The organism is Paracoccus marinaquae, from assembly GCF_018860165.1.
Taxonomy (GTDB): Bacteria; Pseudomonadota; Alphaproteobacteria; order Rhodobacterales; family Rhodobacteraceae; genus Paracoccus; species Paracoccus marinaquae.
The window spans coordinates 86,979-103,229 of the sequence record NZ_JAHKNG010000008.1; the positions used below are offsets into that span (position 1 = coordinate 86,979).

14 protein-coding genes and 1 pseudogene are annotated in these 16,251 nt (G+C 67.4%); 9 read left to right on the forward strand and 6 right to left on the reverse strand.

What is annotated here, in order from left to right:
- Nucleotides 1-30 precede the first annotated feature (30 nt).
- The 4 genes from KNW02_RS06940 (at nt 31) to KNW02_RS06955 (ending at nt 4,072) form a co-directional block, all read left to right on the forward strand.
- Nucleotides 31-855, forward strand: a complete 825-nt coding sequence (locus KNW02_RS06940; protein WP_216032532.1) for a TIGR00282 family metallophosphoesterase — start codon at nt 31-33, stop codon at nt 853-855.
- A gap of 91 nt (nt 856-946) precedes the next feature.
- On the forward strand, nt 947-2,725 hold the full coding sequence (locus KNW02_RS06945; RefSeq protein WP_216032533.1) for an SLC13 family permease: 1,779 nt from the start codon (nt 947-949) through the stop codon (nt 2,723-2,725).
- A 132-nt stretch (nt 2,726-2,857) separates the two neighbouring features.
- A complete protein-coding gene (locus KNW02_RS06950) occupies nt 2,858-3,079 on the forward strand; it encodes a hypothetical protein (RefSeq protein WP_216032534.1) in 222 nt (73 codons plus the stop codon).
- A gap of 249 nt (nt 3,080-3,328) precedes the next feature.
- Nucleotides 3,329-4,072, forward strand: coding sequence for a YebC/PmpR family DNA-binding transcriptional regulator (locus KNW02_RS06955; RefSeq protein WP_216032535.1), 744 nt, complete (start codon nt 3,329-3,331; stop codon nt 4,070-4,072).
- Nucleotides 4,073-4,151: 79 nt separating this feature from the next.
- On the opposite strand, the gene KNW02_RS06960 is transcribed toward KNW02_RS06955, so the two are convergent.
- Entirely contained in the window at nt 4,152-5,018 is an 867-nt protein-coding gene (locus KNW02_RS06960; protein WP_216032536.1) for a LysR family transcriptional regulator ArgP, read from the reverse strand.
- 79 nt (nt 5,019-5,097) lie between these two features.
- On the opposite strand from KNW02_RS06960, the gene KNW02_RS06965 reads away from it, so the two are divergent.
- Nucleotides 5,098-5,691, forward strand: coding sequence for a LysE/ArgO family amino acid transporter (locus KNW02_RS06965; RefSeq protein WP_216032537.1), 594 nt, complete (start codon nt 5,098-5,100; stop codon nt 5,689-5,691).
- 95 nt (nt 5,692-5,786) lie between these two features.
- Here the strand turns inward: KNW02_RS06965 and KNW02_RS06970 are convergent, their stop codons facing one another.
- On the reverse strand, nt 5,787-8,570 hold the full coding sequence (locus KNW02_RS06970; RefSeq protein WP_216032538.1) for an aminotransferase class I/II-fold pyridoxal phosphate-dependent enzyme: 2,784 nt from the start codon (nt 8,568-8,570) through the stop codon (nt 5,787-5,789).
- 198 nt (nt 8,571-8,768) lie between these two features.
- Here KNW02_RS06970 and ftsY point away from each other — a divergent pair, with 198 nt between their 5' ends.
- Nucleotides 8,769-9,812, forward strand: coding sequence for a signal recognition particle-docking protein FtsY (gene ftsY, locus KNW02_RS06975; protein WP_216032539.1), 1,044 nt, complete (start codon nt 8,769-8,771; stop codon nt 9,810-9,812).
- A 54-nt stretch (nt 9,813-9,866) separates the two neighbouring features.
- Here ftsY and hisG read toward each other — a convergent pair whose 3' ends face one another.
- From hisG to hisS, 3 genes are read right to left on the reverse strand one after another with little or no spacing between them, the layout of a single operon-like run.
- Nucleotides 9,867-10,547 carry an ATP phosphoribosyltransferase gene (gene hisG, locus KNW02_RS06980; protein WP_216032540.1) on the reverse strand — a complete coding sequence of 227 codons (681 nt, stop codon included), beginning with the start codon at nt 10,545-10,547 and terminating at the stop codon, nt 9,867-9,869.
- Nucleotides 10,544-11,599 (reverse strand): ATP phosphoribosyltransferase regulatory subunit, encoded by a 1,056-nt coding sequence (locus tag KNW02_RS06985; protein ID WP_431356746.1) that lies wholly within the window; start codon nt 11,597-11,599, stop codon nt 10,544-10,546. The genes hisG and KNW02_RS06985 overlap by 4 nt, the downstream gene beginning before the upstream one ends.
- Nucleotides 11,599-13,080, reverse strand: coding sequence for a histidine--tRNA ligase (gene hisS, locus KNW02_RS06990; protein WP_216032542.1), 1,482 nt, complete (start codon nt 13,078-13,080; stop codon nt 11,599-11,601). The genes KNW02_RS06985 and hisS overlap by 1 nt, the downstream gene beginning before the upstream one ends.
- Before the next feature lie 51 nt (nt 13,081-13,131).
- On the opposite strand from hisS, the gene KNW02_RS06995 reads away from it, so the two are divergent.
- On the forward strand, nt 13,132-13,350 hold the full coding sequence (locus KNW02_RS06995) for a SlyX family protein (RefSeq protein WP_216032543.1): 219 nt from the start codon (nt 13,132-13,134) through the stop codon (nt 13,348-13,350).
- A 50-nt stretch (nt 13,351-13,400) separates the two neighbouring features.
- Here the strand turns inward: KNW02_RS06995 and KNW02_RS07000 are convergent.
- Nucleotides 13,401-14,213 (reverse strand): annotated as a pseudogene (locus KNW02_RS07000) (cyclase family protein).
- Nucleotides 14,214-14,353: 140 nt separating this feature from the next.
- Here KNW02_RS07000 and KNW02_RS07005 point away from each other — a divergent pair.
- The gene (locus tag KNW02_RS07005; RefSeq protein ID WP_216032544.1) at nt 14,354-15,646 is read left to right on the forward strand and encodes an adenylosuccinate synthase; all 1,293 of its coding nucleotides are present in this window, start codon (nt 14,354-14,356) and stop codon (nt 15,644-15,646) included.
- 4 nt (nt 15,647-15,650) lie between these two features.
- Complete coding sequence (locus KNW02_RS07010) at nt 15,651-16,250, forward strand: NAD(P)H-dependent oxidoreductase (RefSeq protein ID WP_216032545.1); 600 nt, start codon at nt 15,651-15,653, stop codon at nt 16,248-16,250.
- Nucleotide 16,251 lies beyond the last annotated feature (1 nt).

The following is a 16,251-nucleotide window of genomic DNA, read 5'->3' on the forward strand; positions in this document are numbered from 1 at the left end:
GTGTCATGGCTTTGTCATAACCAGTCGATCATGCGTATTCTTTTCCTTGGCGATGTCATGGGCCGGGCCGGGCGCCGGGCGATCAGCGAGGGGCTGACCCCGCTGCGCGAGCGGCTGAAGGCTGACTTCGTTGCCGTCAATGCCGAAAATGCCAGTGGCGGGCGCGGCATTACCGCGGGCCACGCGCAATTGCTGCTGGCGTCGGGTGCGGACTGCCTGACGCTGGGGGATCATGCCTTCGACCAGAAGGACATGCTGAGCTTCATCGAGAAGGAACCGCGCATCATCCGCCCGCTGAACTTTGCCAAGGAGGCGCCTGGACGCGGGGCGGGCGTGTTCAGCGACCGGCGCGGCCGCAAGATCCTGGTGACGCAGGCACTGGGGCAGGTCTTCATGTCGCGGCCCTATGACGATCCCTTCTCGGCGCTGGACGCGGTCCTGCGCGCCCATCCGCCCGGCGGCATGGTGCAGGCCGCGCTGGTCGACATCCATGCCGAGGCAACCAGCGAGAAGATGGCGGTCGGGCATTTCTGCGACGGCCGCGCCAGCCTGGTGGTGGGCACCCATACCCATGTGCCGACGGGCGACGCCCAGATCCTGTCGCGCGGCACCGCCTATCTCAGCGATGCAGGCATGTGCGGCGACTATGACAGCGTCATCGGCATGGACAAGGCCGAGCCGCTGCGCCGCTTCATCACCGGCATGATCCGTGATCGCTTTACCCCGGCCGAGGGCGAGGCGACGCTGTGCGGCGTCCTGGTGGAAACCGACGACCGGACCGGTCTGGCCCGCCGCATCGAGCCGCTGCGTGAAGGCGGGCGTCTGGCGCCCACGCATCCCTCCGCCGCGGGCTAGCGCAGAGGCCATCATGTCGCCTTGCAGCATCCGCCGGAATCTGTGCAAGATGTGCGGCGGGCCGCCCGGCGGTCGGAAACGCGAGATGTGAATGTTCGGAATTGAACTGACCGGAACCCTGTCGGCGGTTACGACGATCTTCATCATCATCGGCATGCTGACCCTGTTCATCCGCGAGACCTATCCGCCCGAGGTCACCGCGATCCTGGGCGCGGTGGTCCTGCTGCTTCTGGGCATTCTGGATGTCGGGCATGTCACCGGAGTGCTGGCGAACCCGGCGCCCTGGACCATCGCCTTCATGTTCATCATCGTCGGCGGGCTGGTGCGGACCGGGGCGCTGGACTGGATCGGTCAGCGCGCCGCCCGGCATGCGGGCACCCACCCGATGGCGACGCTGGGGCTGGTCTCCTGCGTCGTTTGCGCCATGTCGGCCTTCGTGAACAACACGCCGCTTGTCGTGGTGATGATGCCGATCTTCATGCAGCTTGCCAAGGAAATGGGAACTTCCGCCTCCAAACTTCTGATCCCATTGTCTTATCTGTCTATCCTCGGCGGCACCATGACGATGATTGGCACCTCGACCAACCTGCTGGTGGACGGCGTTGCACGCAGTGCGGGGCTGGAGCCCTTCACCATTTTCGAGATCACCCCGGTCGGGCTGCCGATGGCCGTCGTGGGCGTCATCTATCTGCTGGTCTTCGCGCCCAGGCTGCTGCCCGACCGGGATTCGATGTCGCAACTGATGTCCGGCCGCTCGAAGATGCGCTTCTTCACCGAGGTCGCGGTTCCCGAAGAATCGTCGCTGATCGGCAAGGCGCTGGATGAGGTCGACATCTTCGCCCGCGATTCGGCCCGCGTCATCGACGTTCTGCGCGGCGACGCCTCGCTGCGCCGGGATCTGGCCGCGGTGCGGCTGGAGGCCGGCGACCGGGTGGTTCTGCGCACGCCCATGTCCGAGGTTCTGGGGCTGCAGAGCCACAAGGAACTGCGCATGGTCGACAAGCTGAGCTCGGTCCAGACCTCGACGGTCGAGGTTCTGATCTCGCCGGGGTGCCACATGATCGGGCGCAGCCTCGGTTCGATGCGACTGCGGCGGCGCTATGGCGTCTATGTGCTGGCGGCGCATCGCAAGAACCAGAATATCGGCCGGCAGCTGGACGATCTGGTCGTGCGCGTCGGCGACACGCTGCTGCTGGAGGGGGCGCCCGCCGATATCCAGCGTCTGGCCAGCGACATGGAGATGGTCGAGGTAAACGCGCCGTCGGATCGTGCCTATCGCCGCAAGCACGCGCCGATCGTCGTGGCGACGCTGGTCGCCGTGGTGATCCTGTCGGCCTTCGAGGTGGCGCCGATCCTGCTGCTGGCCTTCATCGGTGTCGCGGTGGTTCTGGGAACGCGCTGCATCGATGCCGACGAGGCGCTTGGCTTTGTCGATGGCCGGCTGATGGCGCTGATCTTTGCCATGCTTGCGGTCGGCGCAGGGCTGGAAAACTCCGGCGCGGTCGAGTTGATCGTGACCCAGATCGCACCCTCTCTGGCCGAGGTGCCGAACTGGGCGCTGGTGCTGTCGGTCTATCTGCTGGCCATGGTGCTGACCGAGACGGTGACCAACAATGCCGTCGCGGTCATCGTCACGCCGGTCGCCATTTCGCTGGGCAACCAGCTCGGCGTCGATCCGCGCCCGCTGGTGATCGCGGTGATGATGGGGGCCTCGGCCAGTTTTGCGACGCCCATCGGCTATCAGACCAATACGCTGGTCTATGGTCCGGGCGGATACCGCTTTGCCGATTTCATCCGCGTCGGGCTGCCGCTGAACTTTCTCATGGCGGTGACCGCATCGACGGTCATCCCGATCGTCTGGCCGCTCTGAGAGCCGGGGCGCGGTGCGGGTTGAGTCCCGTGCAATGCCGCTATGCAGCATGCAGCCTTGCGGTTTTGCTGCGACTGCACAATATCTGGTGGCAGGGAGGGAACAGCTTTGTCCCTGCAAAGGAGTTTCCAGATGATTGTGATCCCCGCCAACCCCGACAAGCCCCGCCTTCGCCTTGGTGCTGCTCTGGCCGCGCCCTTCGTGGCGATCGGAAAGTTTCTGGTCAGCATGGCGGAAGCCGGCCCGCAGATGCGCGCGATCGAGCGGCTGAACCGGATCAGCGATGCCGATCTGGCCGCCCGCGGGCTGACCCGCGACGGCGAGATTCGCCGCATCCTCCGCGTCGGAGCCTGATGGGCGGCCTTTCCTCGACAGATCGACGGATGATCCGCGCCGGCCCTGGGCCGGCGCTTTCGTTTTCCCGCCAGCACCCGCAATCGCTCGGCCAGGCGGATGCCGGCCGGTTCGTCTTTCCGGGCGCGGATCGCGGGGGCTCGGGGCCTCGACGCCGGCGATCTGTTCGGGTTCAGCTTGCGATGGGGCGCGGGGCTGGACTAAAAGCGCCCGAATCCGGATTTCAAGACACGCGAAGGACGACCGATCATGGCAGGCCATTCCAAATGGGCCAATATCCAGCATCGCAAGGGCCGGCAGGATGCCGCGCGCTCGAAACTGTTCTCGAAGCTGGCGAAGGAAATCACCGTTGCCGCCAAGATGGGCGATCCCGATCCCGAAAAGAACCCGCGCCTGCGGCTGGCGGTGAAGGAAGCCAAGGCGAAATCGGTGCCGAAGGACGTGATCGACCGCGCGATCAAGAAGTCGCTGGGCGGGGATGCCGAGAATTACGAGGAAATCCGCTATGAGGGCTATGGCCCGAACGGCATCGCGCTGGTGGTCGAGGCGATGACCGACAACCGCAACCGCACCGCCTCGAACGTGCGCAGCTATTTCACCAAGTCGGGCGGCGATCTGGGTCAGACCGGCTCGGTCGCCTTCATGTTCGACCGGGTCGGCGAGATCATGTACCCGGCCTCGGCGGGCGATGCCGACACGGTGATGATGGCGGCGATCGAGGCCGGCGCCGATGATGTCGAGAGCGACGAGGAAGGCCACTGGATCTATTGCGCCGATACCGCGCTGAACGAGGTGTCGAATGCGCTGGAGGCGGCCCTGGGTGAATCCGAGACCGCCAAGCTGATCTGGAAGCCGCAGGCACCGACCGAGATCGCCGATCTGGACACGGCGCAGAAGCTGATGAAGCTGATCGATACGCTGGAAGACGATGACGACGTGCAGAACGTCACCGGCAATTTCGACCTGTCCGAGGAGGTGGCCGCGCAACTGTAAGTCGCGCGGCGCCTTGCCGGGGGCGATGGCCGGGGCGCTGCCCCGGACCCCGGGATATTTCCGTTCAGGAGATGATCCGTCAGGCCAGGAGGACGCTTCGGGCGGCCATGGCGATGGCCCGGGTCAGCGGATGCAGGGCCGGGGCGGTCAGACGCGCCACCTGCCAGCAGAGCGGGACATCGAGCGGCAGGCCGGGCGCCAGGTCGACCAGCCGGCCCGAGGCCAGGTCGGGTTCGATCATGATTTCGGGGTTCATACCCCAGCCGAGGCCGAGGCGGGACGCCTGGGCGAAGGCCTGCGAAGACGGGATCAGATGCTGGGGCAGGGGAACGCGTCTGCCGGTCAGTGCCCGCACCCAGCGGTCCTGCAACCCGTCCTTGCCGTTGAACCTGAGCGAGGGTGCGCGCGCGAGAGCATCGGCATCCGGGCCGTTCGGGAAATGGCGCGCGACGAAGGAGGGGCTGGCGGTGGCGCGATATCGCATGCGGCCCAGCGGCAGGCTGTCGCAGCCGCTGACCGGCCGTTCCTCGCTGGTCAGGGCGGCGGCGACCCGGCCGCCGCGCAGCCAGTCCTGCGCATGGTCCTGATCGTCGATGACGATATCGATCAGCCCCGGCGCCGCGGCAAGTGGCGCCAGCGCCCAGGTGGCGAGGCTGTCGGCATTGATGGCGATGCGGATGACCGGGGCCTCGGCCGGGCGCAGGGCGCCGGCCAGCGTGGCCTCCAGCAGCCGGACCTGGTCGAGATGCGCGGCAAGGCGCAGGCCGGCTTCGGTGCCCGTGATCGGCGGGCCGCGGTCGATCAGCGCCGTGCCGCTGCGATCCTCGAGGTTGCGGATCCGCTGCGAGATCGCCGAAGGGGTGACCGACAGCGCATGGGCGGCGGCCTCGAACGAGCCGCGGCGCAGGATTTCGGCCAGGGCCTGAAGGGCGGGATAGTCCAGCATGAATATTTCTTCATCAAGGTTAGAAACATTCATTTTAACTGAATGGGGCGATCTGTCATCAACCGCATCGGAGGTGACGATGACATCCTTTCTTGCCGGCCTGGGAACATCCCTGTCGCTGATTGCCGCCATCGGGGCGCAGAATGCCTTCGTGCTGAAGCAGGGATTGCTGCGCCGGCACGTCTTGGCGTGCTGCCTGTTCTGCGCCACCTCGGACATGGTGCTGATCACGGCGGGCGTTTTCGGCATGTCGGCTGCCGGCGTCCATCTGCCCTGGCTGGCGGGGGCGATGCGTTGGGGCGGTGTCGTCTTTCTGTTGTTCTATGGCGCGCGATCCTTCCGGGCGGCGCTGCGCGGCGGCGAGGCGCTGCGCCCCGAAGGGCAGGGCGCCGGTCTGGCCGCCACGCTGACCACGCTTGCCGCGCTGACCTGGCTGAACCCGCATGTCTATCTGGACACCGTCGTCCTGCTTGGCGCGATCTCGGCACAATGGCCGGACCGTGTGGCTTTTGCCATCGGGGCCAGTGCCGCGTCCTTTCTGTTCTTCCTGTCGTTGGGTTTCGGGGCGCGGTTTCTGGCGCCCTACTTTGCCCGACCCCGAGCCTGGCAATGGCTGGAGGCGGGGGTCGGCTGCGTGATGTGGGGCATCGCCCTGCGGCTGATCGCCGGCTGAGGAGGCAGGCGCCGGGGATCACCGGCGCCACACCGACGAAGTGTGCGGCACGAAAAAGCTCCGACCTTCTGCAGGGGCTGCCCGAAGCGCCGGGGTCAGCCTCCGCTTGCGGCCCCGGCGGCCTCCTTCAGCGCCTCGGGGGTGAAGACGCGCAGGCCCAGGTCGGGGCGATAGCCATGGATCTCGCTGACATCCAGCGCGCGCATGAAGGTCAGGATCTCGGGGCTGATGACCTGGCCCGGGACGAGGATCGGGAAACCCGGCGGGTAGGGGATGATGAAGGAGGAGGAAACCAGTTCCTCGCCCGCCTTCAGTCGCGCGAGCAGCGCATCGTCAAGATCCACATAGTCGCAATTGTCCTCGTCATAGGCCAAAAAGAAGGCGCTGCGCATGTCGCCCTCGGGCGTGCTGCCGTTGCGGAAGGCCGAGTGGAAGCGGCTGAAGTCGGGCAGCGGCGGGACATGCTCGATCAGGCTTTTCACCCGGTATTCGAACGAGCGGCGCTCCATCTTCGAGGCGTCGTCCAGCAGGTCGTCCAGATCCTTGGCGATGCTGACCAGCACCTCGATCAGATAGGCGATCGACGAGCGCGTGGTGCCGATATTGGTCATGAACAGCACCGAGTTGCGCGAGGTCTTGTTGATCTGGATGCCGTGCTTGTCCATCAGGATCTGGGTCTTGAAGGTGTCGCCGTCCCAGCCGGTGCCGCCGACGGCCAGCGTCACCTTGCTGGGATCCAGCACGAATTCGTCGCTGGACCAGTAATCCCAGGTATCGGTCCAGCCGCGCCTTGCGTCATAGAAGGCCTCGACCCCGCTTTCGCGGTATTCGGCCGGGATCATGTCGGCCAGCGTCAGCACCCGGAAGTATTTCGACAGCAGCGGATGGGTGCCGATGGCCTTGCGCAGCGACATGGCGCTGTCGATCTGGCGCTGGACGAACTCATAGCCCTCAAGCTCGACCTGGCGGCGCCCGACATCCAGCGAGGCGATGATCTGGTAGTTGGGCGAGGTCGAGGTATGGGTCATGTAGGCCTCGTGAAAGGCCTGCTCGGTCTCGCCCTTGAAGTCCTGGTCATGGACATGGATCATCGAGCCCTGCCGCAGCGAGGTCAGCGTCTTGTGGGTCGATTGCGTGGCATAGACCCGCACCCGCGCATCGGGCGGCGCGACCAGCCGGGTGTTCAGCCAGTCCTCGTCCTCGGCATCCTTCAGCGCCTCCTGCTGCTGGTCCCAGAGTCTCGTGCGTTCGGGGCTGCGCAGGGCCCGGCGCAGGCTGCCGGCGGCGGACATCGCGGTGCGCTGGCGGAAGGCCGGGTGAAAGCGGGCGAAGGCGAACCAGGCCTCGTCCCAGAGGAAGACGAGGTCCTTCTTAATGGCAAGGCATTCCTCCATCACCCGTTCGACATTGTAGATCAGCCCGTCGAAGGTGCAGTTGGTCAACAGGATCATCCGCACCCGGTCCAGCTTGCCCGCCGCGCGCAATTCCAGCAGCTTGTGCTTGATCTCACGCGTGGGCACGGCGCCATACATGGAATGCTCGTGCAGCGGATAGCTGTCCATGTAGACCACGCTCGCCCCCGCCAGCACCATGCCGTAGTGATGCGACTTGTGACAGTCCCGGTCCACCAGCACGATATCGCCGGGCCGGATCAACGCCTGCACCACGATCTTGTTGCAGGTCGAGGTGCCGTTGGTGGCGAAGAAGGTCTGCTTCGAGCCAAAGGCCCGCGCCGCCGATTCCTGCGCCTTCTTGATCGGGCCGCGCGGCTCCAGCAGGCTGTCCAGCCCGCCCGAGGTGGCCGAGGTCTCGGCCAGGAAGATATTGGGGCCATAGAAGGCGCCCATATCCTGGATCCAGTGGCTGCGGGTGATGGATTTGCCGCGGCTGATCGGCATGGCGTGGAAGACGCCGGTGGGCTGCTTGGAATATTCCTTCAGGGCAGTGAAGAACGGCGTCTTGAAGCGGCTGTTCACGCCGCGCAGGATGTTCAGATGCAACTCCAGGAAGTCTTCCTGATTGTAGAAGACCCGCCGGCAGCCGCCCAGATCCAGCGTCGCGATGGTCTCGGCCGAGCGGTCGGTGACCAGGTAGGTGTCCAGTTCGGGCCGGATCTTGTGGACCAGCCGGCAGGTCTCGGGCCCGTATTCATCGGGCGAGATCGCATCGACGTCCTCGTCCTCGCTGGCATCCTGCAGGTGCTTGTTCAGGATCTCGACGCCGTTTTGCGATTTCAGCGTCAGGCCGGGGCGCACCACCACCGCCTGCAGGTTGTGATTGAACAGGATGCCGATCAGGGCGTCCTCGAGGCTGGGCACGACCACCGGCTCATAGATGAAGGCATCCTCGGGGCGCCGGGCGCGCAGCAGGCTCTGGCGCAGCCAGCGTTCCTGATGCTCGTTCAGGTCGTCGACGATCAGCACCTCGAAATAGGGCCGCCCCAGCGAGCGGGCATCCGGCGACAGGGCGACCTCGTCCTCGAAATCCTCGTTCTCGGCCTCCTCGGCGGTCAGCATGACGCTGCGGCGGCGATAGGCGCCCGAGATCAGCGCCCGCGCCGCGCGGCGCACGGCATGGGTGAAGTCGGGGATCTTCCGATGCTCCAGCAGGCGGCCCATATAGTCGAAGGCCGTCGCGCCCGGAAAGGCCCAGTAGCGTTCGATCGGCGCCAGCGCCGCGAACAGCTTGTCGGCCTCGGCCAGCATCTTCTGGCCCTTGCGGCCGGCGGTTCCGTGCAGCGCCAGTTCCTCGGCAACGTCGCGCAGCGCGCTCCAGCGGTCGGTGCGCAGCTGGGTGGCGCTGTAATAGTCGCCGATGCCGGGCCGCCCCCGTTCATCGGCTTTCGCATGCGCATGGCTGCCTGTGGTCTGTTCGTTCATCCCTCGCCCTCCCCCTGAGCGCCGTTCCGCCGCTGTCACGGCATGGTCAGGAATGATGCCCGGATTTCTGTCCGCAGCGCAACCGGTCAGTGCATCCGCGGCTTCCGGGCCCGTGCGGCAGGAATCGCGGGGCTGGCGGATCACCTTTCCCTTCCGCCGCCAAGCGATTAGGTTCGCGCCGACGGAAAGGATGCGGATATGTCGTTTTTCACCAAACTGCGCGAGCGGCTGAGCCGCTCATCCTCGAAGATCGGCGAGGGGCTTGACGACATCGTGGCCGAAGGCGCGCCCGAGGCGCCGCTGGCGGACCGCCCGTCCGCGCCGGTCGCGCCCCCTGCGCCCCCTGCGCCCGCGGCGACCGGGGGGCTGGCCGGCCGGCTGCTGGGGCGGGGCGATGCGCGCCCGGATGATCCGCGCCGCGCGCTCGACGACGACATGCTGGAAGAGCTCGAGGACATGCTGGTCCAGGCCGATCTGGGGGTCGAGACGGCGCTCAGGGTGACCGCGAATATCGCCGAGGGCCGGATCGGTCGGCGGGTCTCCTCGACCGAACTCAAGGAATTGCTGGCGGCCGAGATCGCGCGGATCATGACCCCGGTGGCGCGGCCCTTGCCGATCTATCCGAAAAAGCCGCAGGTGGTGCTGGTGGTCGGCGTGAACGGCTCGGGCAAGACGACGACGATCGGCAAGCTGGCCAGCCAGTTCAAGGCGGCGGGCAAGAATGTGGTGATCGCGGCGGGCGATACCTTCCGCGCCGCCGCCGTCGAACAGCTGCAGGTCTGGGGCCGGCGGGCGGGCGTGCCGGTGATGGTCGCCGCGCAGGGCAGCGATCCCGCCAGCCTCGCCTTCGACGCCATGACCCGGGCCGAGGCCGAGGGTGCGGATCTGTTGATGATCGACACGGCGGGCCGGTTGCAGAACCGTCAGGACCTGATGGAGGAACTGGCCAAGATCGTCCGGGTCATCCGCAAGAAGGATCCGGACGCGCCGCATAACACGCTCCTGGTGCTCGACGCGACGACCGGCCAGAACGCCCTGAGCCAGGTCGAGACCTTCCGCAAGCTGGCCGATGTCTCGGGCCTGGTGATGACCAAGCTCGACGGGACCGCGCGCGGCGGGGTGCTGGTGGCGCTCGCGGACAGGTTCGGCCTGCCCATCCATGCCATCGGCGTGGGCGAGCAGATCGACGATCTCGACGCCTTCGACGCCGAGGAATTCGCCCGCGCGCTGGTCGGGCTCTGACGCCTTCTTCTTCAGGAAAATATCCTCGGGGGTCCGGGGGCAGACAGCCCCCGGCTATGCCCTCAGCCCAAGCTGCGCCAGCAGCGCGGTCATCTCGGGCCCCATCGCCGCGCGACTGGCGACAAGCGTCGCCTGCGAGCGCAGGATCGGCTCGTCCCCGAGGATCTTCAGGTTGTTCGCCCGCAGCGTCGCCCCCGAGGAGGTGATGTCGGCGATCGCCTCGGCGGTCAGGTTGGCGACCGTGCCTTCGGTCGCGCCCTGGCTGTCCACAAGCTGATAGTCCGCGACCTCATGCCCGGCCAGCCAGGCCCGGACCAGCCGGTGATATTTCGTCGCGATCCGCAGCCGGAAGCCGTGGGCGGCGCGGAAATCGCGGGCGATCGAGGCGAAATCGTCCAGCGTCTCGCAATCGCGCCAGCAGTCGGGCACCGCGAGGATCAGGTCGGCATGGCCAAAGCCCATCGGCGCGACCTCGGCCAGATCCGAGGCCCAGCCGGCCAGCTTCTCGCGCACCAGATCGGTGCCGGTGACCCCTAGATCGATCCGCCCCGCGGCCAGTTCGCGCGGGATCTCTCCGGCCGACAGCAGGACCAGCTGGACCCCGTCGGCGCCCTCGACGCGGCCGGCATATTCGCGCTCCGATCCGCTGCGCGACAGCCGCAGGCCGCGGGCGGCGAACCACTCGAAGGTCTGTTCCATCAGCCGTCCCTTCGACGGCACCGCCAGCCGGATCATATGGCCTCCATCTCGGCGATCAGCCCGGCGCGGATGATGCCGCCGATGGCCGGGATCTCGCGCCCCTTGCCCAGGACGCGGGTCAGCGCGTCATAGCGCCCGCCCGAGGCGACCGGCGGCCAGCCCGTATGTCCGGCCCGGAAACTGAAGGTGAAACCGTCGTAATATTCCATCGTCGCGCGCCCGTGGCTGGCCTCGAAGACGATCTGTTCGGGGGCGATGCCCCGGGCCTCGATCGCCGCGAAACGCGCCTCGATCCGCGCCACCGCCTTGCCGATCGCGGGCATGTCCCGGGCCAGATCGCGCAGCCGGGCGATGGCCGCAGGCGCGGGCGCGCGCAGCGCGAAAAGCTGCGCCAGCCGCTCGGACCAGATGCCGGGCAGGGGGGCGACGCCCATGTCGTCGCAGAGCCGCGCAATCCGGGCCTGCATCTCGGCCTCGTCGCGCAGCCCGGCCCAGGGCGCACCGGTATCGGGAAAATCGCGCGGCGGGACGGGGGCGGAAAACCGGGCCAGCAGGCGCTGGAAGCGGCCCGGCCGCCAGATATGGTGCAGCAGCGCGTCGCGGCGCGGGGCGGTCAGCGGCAGGCCGCGCACGGCGTCCAGCAGCAGGCCCATGTCGCCGGTCTCGGCGCTCAGGCCATAGGGGGCCAGCAGCCGGTGAAACAGCGCGAAGACCTCGGCATCGGCGCCGGGATCGCGGGTGAACAGCTCGAACCCGGCCTGCAGATATTCGCTGTCGCGCGGGTTTTCGGGCCGGGTCTCGCCCATGTCCTGCTTGCGGAACACCTCGCCCAGATAGCAATAGCGGGCCGGCTCGGCGCCGTTCTCCATATGCGCCTGCACCACCGGCACGGTGAAATCGGGACGCAGCATCATCTCGCCCCGGATCGGATCGGCGGTGACATAGGCGCGGGCGCGGATATCCTCGCCGTAAAGATCCAGCAGGCTTTCGGCGGGCAGCAGGATGTCGGGCGCGATCTCGACCGCGCCGGCCGCGCGGAAGGCCGACAGAAGCCGCTGGCCGGCGGCCTGCTTGTCGCGCTTGGGGATCATCCGAGGATCCGCTTCACTTCGGCCAGAAGGCCGGCGCGGGGAACCTCGGTCTGGGCCGGCTGGGCCTTCCATTCCTCGTGGCTGGCCTCGGCCGCCAGCTTCGCGCCAAGGATCAGGTCCTTGACCTGCACCACGCCGCGCGCGGCCTCGTCGCCGCCCTGGATGATGGCCACCGGCGCGCCGCGCCTGTCGGCATATTTCAACTGGTTGCCGAAGTTCTTCGGATTGCCCAGGTAAACCTCGGCGCGGATGCCGGCGGCGCGCAGTTCGGAGGCCATCGCCTGATAGTCGGCCATCCGGTCGCGGTCCATGACCGTGACCACCACCGGCCCGCGTTCCTCGGACCCGGCCAGACCCTTGGCGCGCAGCGCCGCCAGCAGCCGGTCCACGCCGATGCTGATGCCCGTCGCCGGCACCTTCTGGCCGGTGAAACGCTCGACCAGCCCGTCATAGCGCCCGCCGCCCGCGACCGATCCGAACTGCCGCCTGCGGCCCTTTTCGTCGAGGATCTCGAAGGTCAGCTCCGCCTCGAAGACCGGGCCGGTGTAATAGCCAAGTCCGCGCACCACCGAAGGATCGATGACGGCGCGATCCGCGCCCACGCCCATCGCCGCCAGCATCGCGGCGATCTGCGCCAGTTCCTCGACGCCCTCGGCGCCGATGGCAGAGGCGCCCACCGCCCCGCGCAGGTTGTCCAGCGTGGCGGCATTGTCCCCGCCCTTCGAGGTCAGGAAGGCCAGGACCGGCGCCGCCTGCGCCTCGCCAAGCCCGACGCCGTCGATGAAGGCGCCGCTTTCGTCCTTGCGGCCTTTGGTCAGCAGGGCCAGCACGCCGTCGCGGCCGACCTTGTCGAACTTGTCGATCTGGCGCAGCACGTCCTCGGCCTGATCGGGACGGACCTCGGCGGCCTCCAGCACGCCGTTCAGAACCTTGCGGTTGTTGATCCGCACGATGTAGTCGCCGCGCGCGATGCCCACCGCCTCCAGCGCATCGGCCAGCATGGCGCAGATTTCCGCATCCGCCGCCACCGAGGCGCTGCCCACGGTATCCGCATCGCATTGATAGAACTGCCGGAACCGGCCCGGCCCCGGCTTTTCGTTGCGCCAGACCGGCCCCATCGCATAGCGCCGGTAGGGCGCCGGCAGATCGTTCCTGAACTGTGCCGCCACCCGCGCCAGCGGCGCGGTCAGGTCATAGCGCAGCGCCAGCCAGTCGCCCGAGCCGCCGCCCGGCACCGCCTCTTCCTGCCAGGCGAAGACGCCGGCATTGGGGCGGTCCACATCGGGCAGGAACTTGCCCAGGGCCTCGACCGTCTCGACGGCGCTGGTTTCCAGCGGGTCGAAGCCATGGCGGTGATAGATTTCCGCGATCCGGTCCAGCATCGTCTTGCGCTCGGTCACATCCGCGCCAAAATAGTCGCGGAAGCCCTTGGGCGTCTCGGCCCTCGGACGGGGTTGTTTTTTCTGGTCCTTCGCCATGGTCCTGCCTTTCCGGCCAAATCCGTGGCTGCTGTAACGGAAGGGGGCGATATGGACAAGCAGGCCGAGGCCCGCATCGAGCAACTGGAAGAGGCGCTGGCGCATCTGACCCGCGCGACCGAGGATCTGAGCGAGGTCATCGCCCGGCAGGATGCCGAAATCACCCGCCTGACCCGCCGGGTCGAGATGCTGATGCGCGCCGCCGCCGAACAGCAGTCCGATGCCGGCGGCGCGATCCCCCTGGCCGACCAGCGCCCGCCGCATTACTGAGCCGCATCGCCCCGGCTTGCGCGCGTCGTCGGGGCGCCAGGCCCTGCCCGTCAGATCATGGCAAGGATCCGCGCCGGCCCCCCGGTTCCGCGCTTGTGCCTGGGCGCGCCGACGAAGATCGTGGCGCCCGAGGCCGGCAGGCCGTCAAGCCCGGCAAGGTTCTCGATCCCGTAACGTCCGCCGGGCAGCCAGGAATTATGCACCGCGAAATCGGCAGAATTGCCGGGATCGAGTGACAGCGTATCGACCCCGATCCCGGCCACCTCCATCCCCGCCAGCATGTCCGTCGCGGCCCTGGAAAAACCCGGAAAGGCGAAATTGCCGGCGCTGTCGGTGCGAAAGGCAGGCTCGGCCAGTTTCGCGGCCCAGCCGGAATGCATCGCCACGACAGCGCCCGCCGGGATATCGCCATTGGCTGAAACCTATGCCTCGATATCCGCCGGCTCGACCATGGCATTGGCATCCTCGGCGGCCTTTGCCGTCAGGTCCAGCACGCAAAGCGGGCAGATCAGGCTGGCGGCGGGCAGTTCATCCACGGATGCCCCATCGGCCGAGAAATGCAAGGGCGCGTCGATATGGGTTCCGGAATGTTCGAAGATCGTCAGCTTCCACAGCTGATAGCCGTCGCGGTCCATCACCTTGTCGGGTTCATAGAGGATACCGGGCTTGCCGTCGAAGGTGGGGAAATCGCCGTCCCAGGCATGGGTCAGATCGACCACCCTGCCCGAGGACTGGGCCAGGGCGGGGCGGGCCGAGGCCGCGCCCATGGCGATGGCCGCGGCGCCCGCAGCGGCGCCCGAGAACAGCGAACGGCGCGTCAGCATGTTGGATTTGACTGAGTCGATGACGCAGGCATGGCACATCCGGAAACCCTCCCTTTTCTGGATCGGGTCCAGCATTTCACGACCGGCTTCCGGCGCCAAAGGAAATCGCCGCTTTTCCCCGGCCCGGCCTTGCGTTAGACCCTGCGGCGGACGTTTTTCGGGCAAGGAAGGACCGGCTCATGGCCAATGTGGTGGTTGTCGGCGCGCAATGGGGCGACGAGGGCAAGGGCAAGATCGTCGACTGGCTGAGCGAGCGCGCCGATGTGATCGCGCGGTTTCAGGGCGGCCATAACGCTGGCCACACGCTGGTCATCGGCAACGAGGTCTACAAGCTGTCGCTTCTGCCCTCGGGGATCGTGCGGCAGGGCAAGCTGGCGGTGATCGGCAATGGCGTGGTGCTGGACCCCTGGGCGCTGTTTCGAGAGATCGACAAGCTGTCGGGGCAGGGGGTCGAGATTTCGACCGAAAACCTGCTGATCGCCGAGAATGCGCCGCTGATCCTGCCGCTGCATCAGGATCTGGACAAGCTGCGCGAAGAGGCCGCCGGCAAGGCGAAGATCGGCACCACCGGCCGCGGCATCGGGCCGGCCTATGAGGACAAGGTCGGCCGCAGGGTCATCCGCGTGGCGGATCTGGGCGACGAGCAGACGCTGGACGATCGCCTCGATCGGCTGCTGGCCCATCACGACGCCCTGCGTCAGGGTCTGGGCGCCGAGCCCATCGACCGGACGGCGCTGAAGGCGGAGCTGCTGGCGATCGCGCCGAAGCTGCTGCCCTATGCGCAGCCGGTCTGGAAGATCATGGCCGAGACCCGCAAATCCGGTAAGCGGATCCTGTTCGAGGGGGCGCAGGGCAGCCTTCTCGACATCGATTTCGGCACCTATCCCTATGTCACCAGCTCGACCACCATGTCGGGCATGGCGGCCTCGGGGACCGGGCTGGGGCCGGGGGCGATCGATTTCGTCCTTGGCATCGTCAAGGCCTATACGACCCGCGTCGGCGAAGGCCCGTTCCCGACCGAACTGGACGATGCGGACGGCCAGCGGCTGGGCGAGCGGGGGCATGAGTTCGGCACCGTCACCGGGCGCAAGCGGCGCTGCGGCTGGTTCGACGCGGTGCTGGTGCGCCAGACCTGCGCGATCAGCGGCGTCAGCGGCATCGCGCTGACCAAGCTGGACGTGCTGGACGGGTTCGAGGTGCTGAAGATCTGCACCGGCTACGAGATCGACGGCAAGACCTATGACTACCTGCCGACCGCCGCCGCCCTGCAGGCGAAGGTGACGCCGATCTACGAGGAACTGGAAGGCTGGCAGGACTCGACCGCCGGGGCGCGCAGCTGGGCCGACCTGCCGGCGGCGGCGATCAAATATGTCCGCCGGGTCGAGGAACTGATCCAGTGTCCGGTCGCGCTGCTCTCGACCAGCCCGGAACGCGACGACACGATTCTTGTGACCGATCCTTTCGCGGATTGATGCCATGCGCGCGCTTCTGATCGACGGCCATTCCGACGGCGATCGCCTGTCGTCGCATCTGCTGGACGTCTATCAGAACGCGCTGCCCGCCGGGACCGGGATCCGCCGGCTGGCGATTCGCGACATGCAGTTCGATCCGGATCTGCCGCGCGGCTATGAGGACATCCCGCCGCTGGAGCCCGATCTGGCCGCCGCGCTGGACGAGATCGAGGCCTGTGACCATCTGGTTCTGGCCTTCCCGCTGTGGTGGGGCGCCGAGCCCGCGCGGATGAAGGGCTTCTGGGACCGCATCCTGCTGCCGCGCCGGGCCTTTCGGTATCACGCGAAGGATCTGTGGTGGGACCGGCTGCTGAAGGGGCGCTCGGCCGATCTTCTGGTGACCATGGACACGCCGCCCTTCTACCTGCGGCTGGCCTATTTCGACCCCGTGGGCTGGCGCTATCGCCGGCAGGTGCTGGGCTTCGTCGGGTTCCGGCCGATCCGCCGGGGCTATTTCGGCATGGTCCGGCGTGGCGGGGCCGAGAAAAGTCTGCCGCGCTGGCGGGCCCGGATCGAACGGATGGCGCGGACGGCCGGCGGGCTGCGGCGCGGAGGGAAGGGATAGG

What these genes read in the sequence shown, in the direction of transcription:
- KNW02_RS06940 (WP_216032532.1), top strand. Translation starts at nt 31, where the DNA reads ATGCGTATTCTTTTCCTTGGCGATGTCATGGGCCGGGCCGGGCGCCGG.
- KNW02_RS06945 (WP_216032533.1), top strand. Translation starts at nt 947, where the DNA reads ATGTTCGGAATTGAACTGACCGGAACCCTGTCGGCGGTTACGACGATC.
- KNW02_RS06950 (WP_216032534.1), top strand. Translation starts at nt 2,858, where the DNA reads ATGATTGTGATCCCCGCCAACCCCGACAAGCCCCGCCTTCGCCTTGGT.
- KNW02_RS06955 (WP_216032535.1), top strand. Translation starts at nt 3,329, where the DNA reads ATGGCAGGCCATTCCAAATGGGCCAATATCCAGCATCGCAAGGGCCGG.
- KNW02_RS06960 (WP_216032536.1), bottom strand. Translation starts at nt 5,018, where the DNA reads ATGCTGGACTATCCCGCCCTTCAGGCCCTGGCCGAAATCCTGCGCCGC.
- KNW02_RS06965 (WP_216032537.1), top strand. Translation starts at nt 5,098, where the DNA reads ATGACATCCTTTCTTGCCGGCCTGGGAACATCCCTGTCGCTGATTGCC.
- KNW02_RS06970 (WP_216032538.1), bottom strand. Translation starts at nt 8,570, where the DNA reads ATGAACGAACAGACCACAGGCAGCCATGCGCATGCGAAAGCCGATGAA.
- ftsY (WP_216032539.1), top strand. Translation starts at nt 8,769, where the DNA reads ATGTCGTTTTTCACCAAACTGCGCGAGCGGCTGAGCCGCTCATCCTCG.
- hisG (WP_216032540.1), bottom strand. Translation starts at nt 10,547, where the DNA reads ATGATCCGGCTGGCGGTGCCGTCGAAGGGACGGCTGATGGAACAGACC.
- hisS (WP_216032542.1), bottom strand. Translation starts at nt 13,080, where the DNA reads ATGGCGAAGGACCAGAAAAAACAACCCCGTCCGAGGGCCGAGACGCCC.
- KNW02_RS06995 (WP_216032543.1), top strand. Translation starts at nt 13,132, where the DNA reads ATGGACAAGCAGGCCGAGGCCCGCATCGAGCAACTGGAAGAGGCGCTG.
- KNW02_RS07005 (WP_216032544.1), top strand. Translation starts at nt 14,354, where the DNA reads ATGGCCAATGTGGTGGTTGTCGGCGCGCAATGGGGCGACGAGGGCAAG.
- KNW02_RS07010 (WP_216032545.1), top strand. Translation starts at nt 15,651, where the DNA reads ATGCGCGCGCTTCTGATCGACGGCCATTCCGACGGCGATCGCCTGTCG.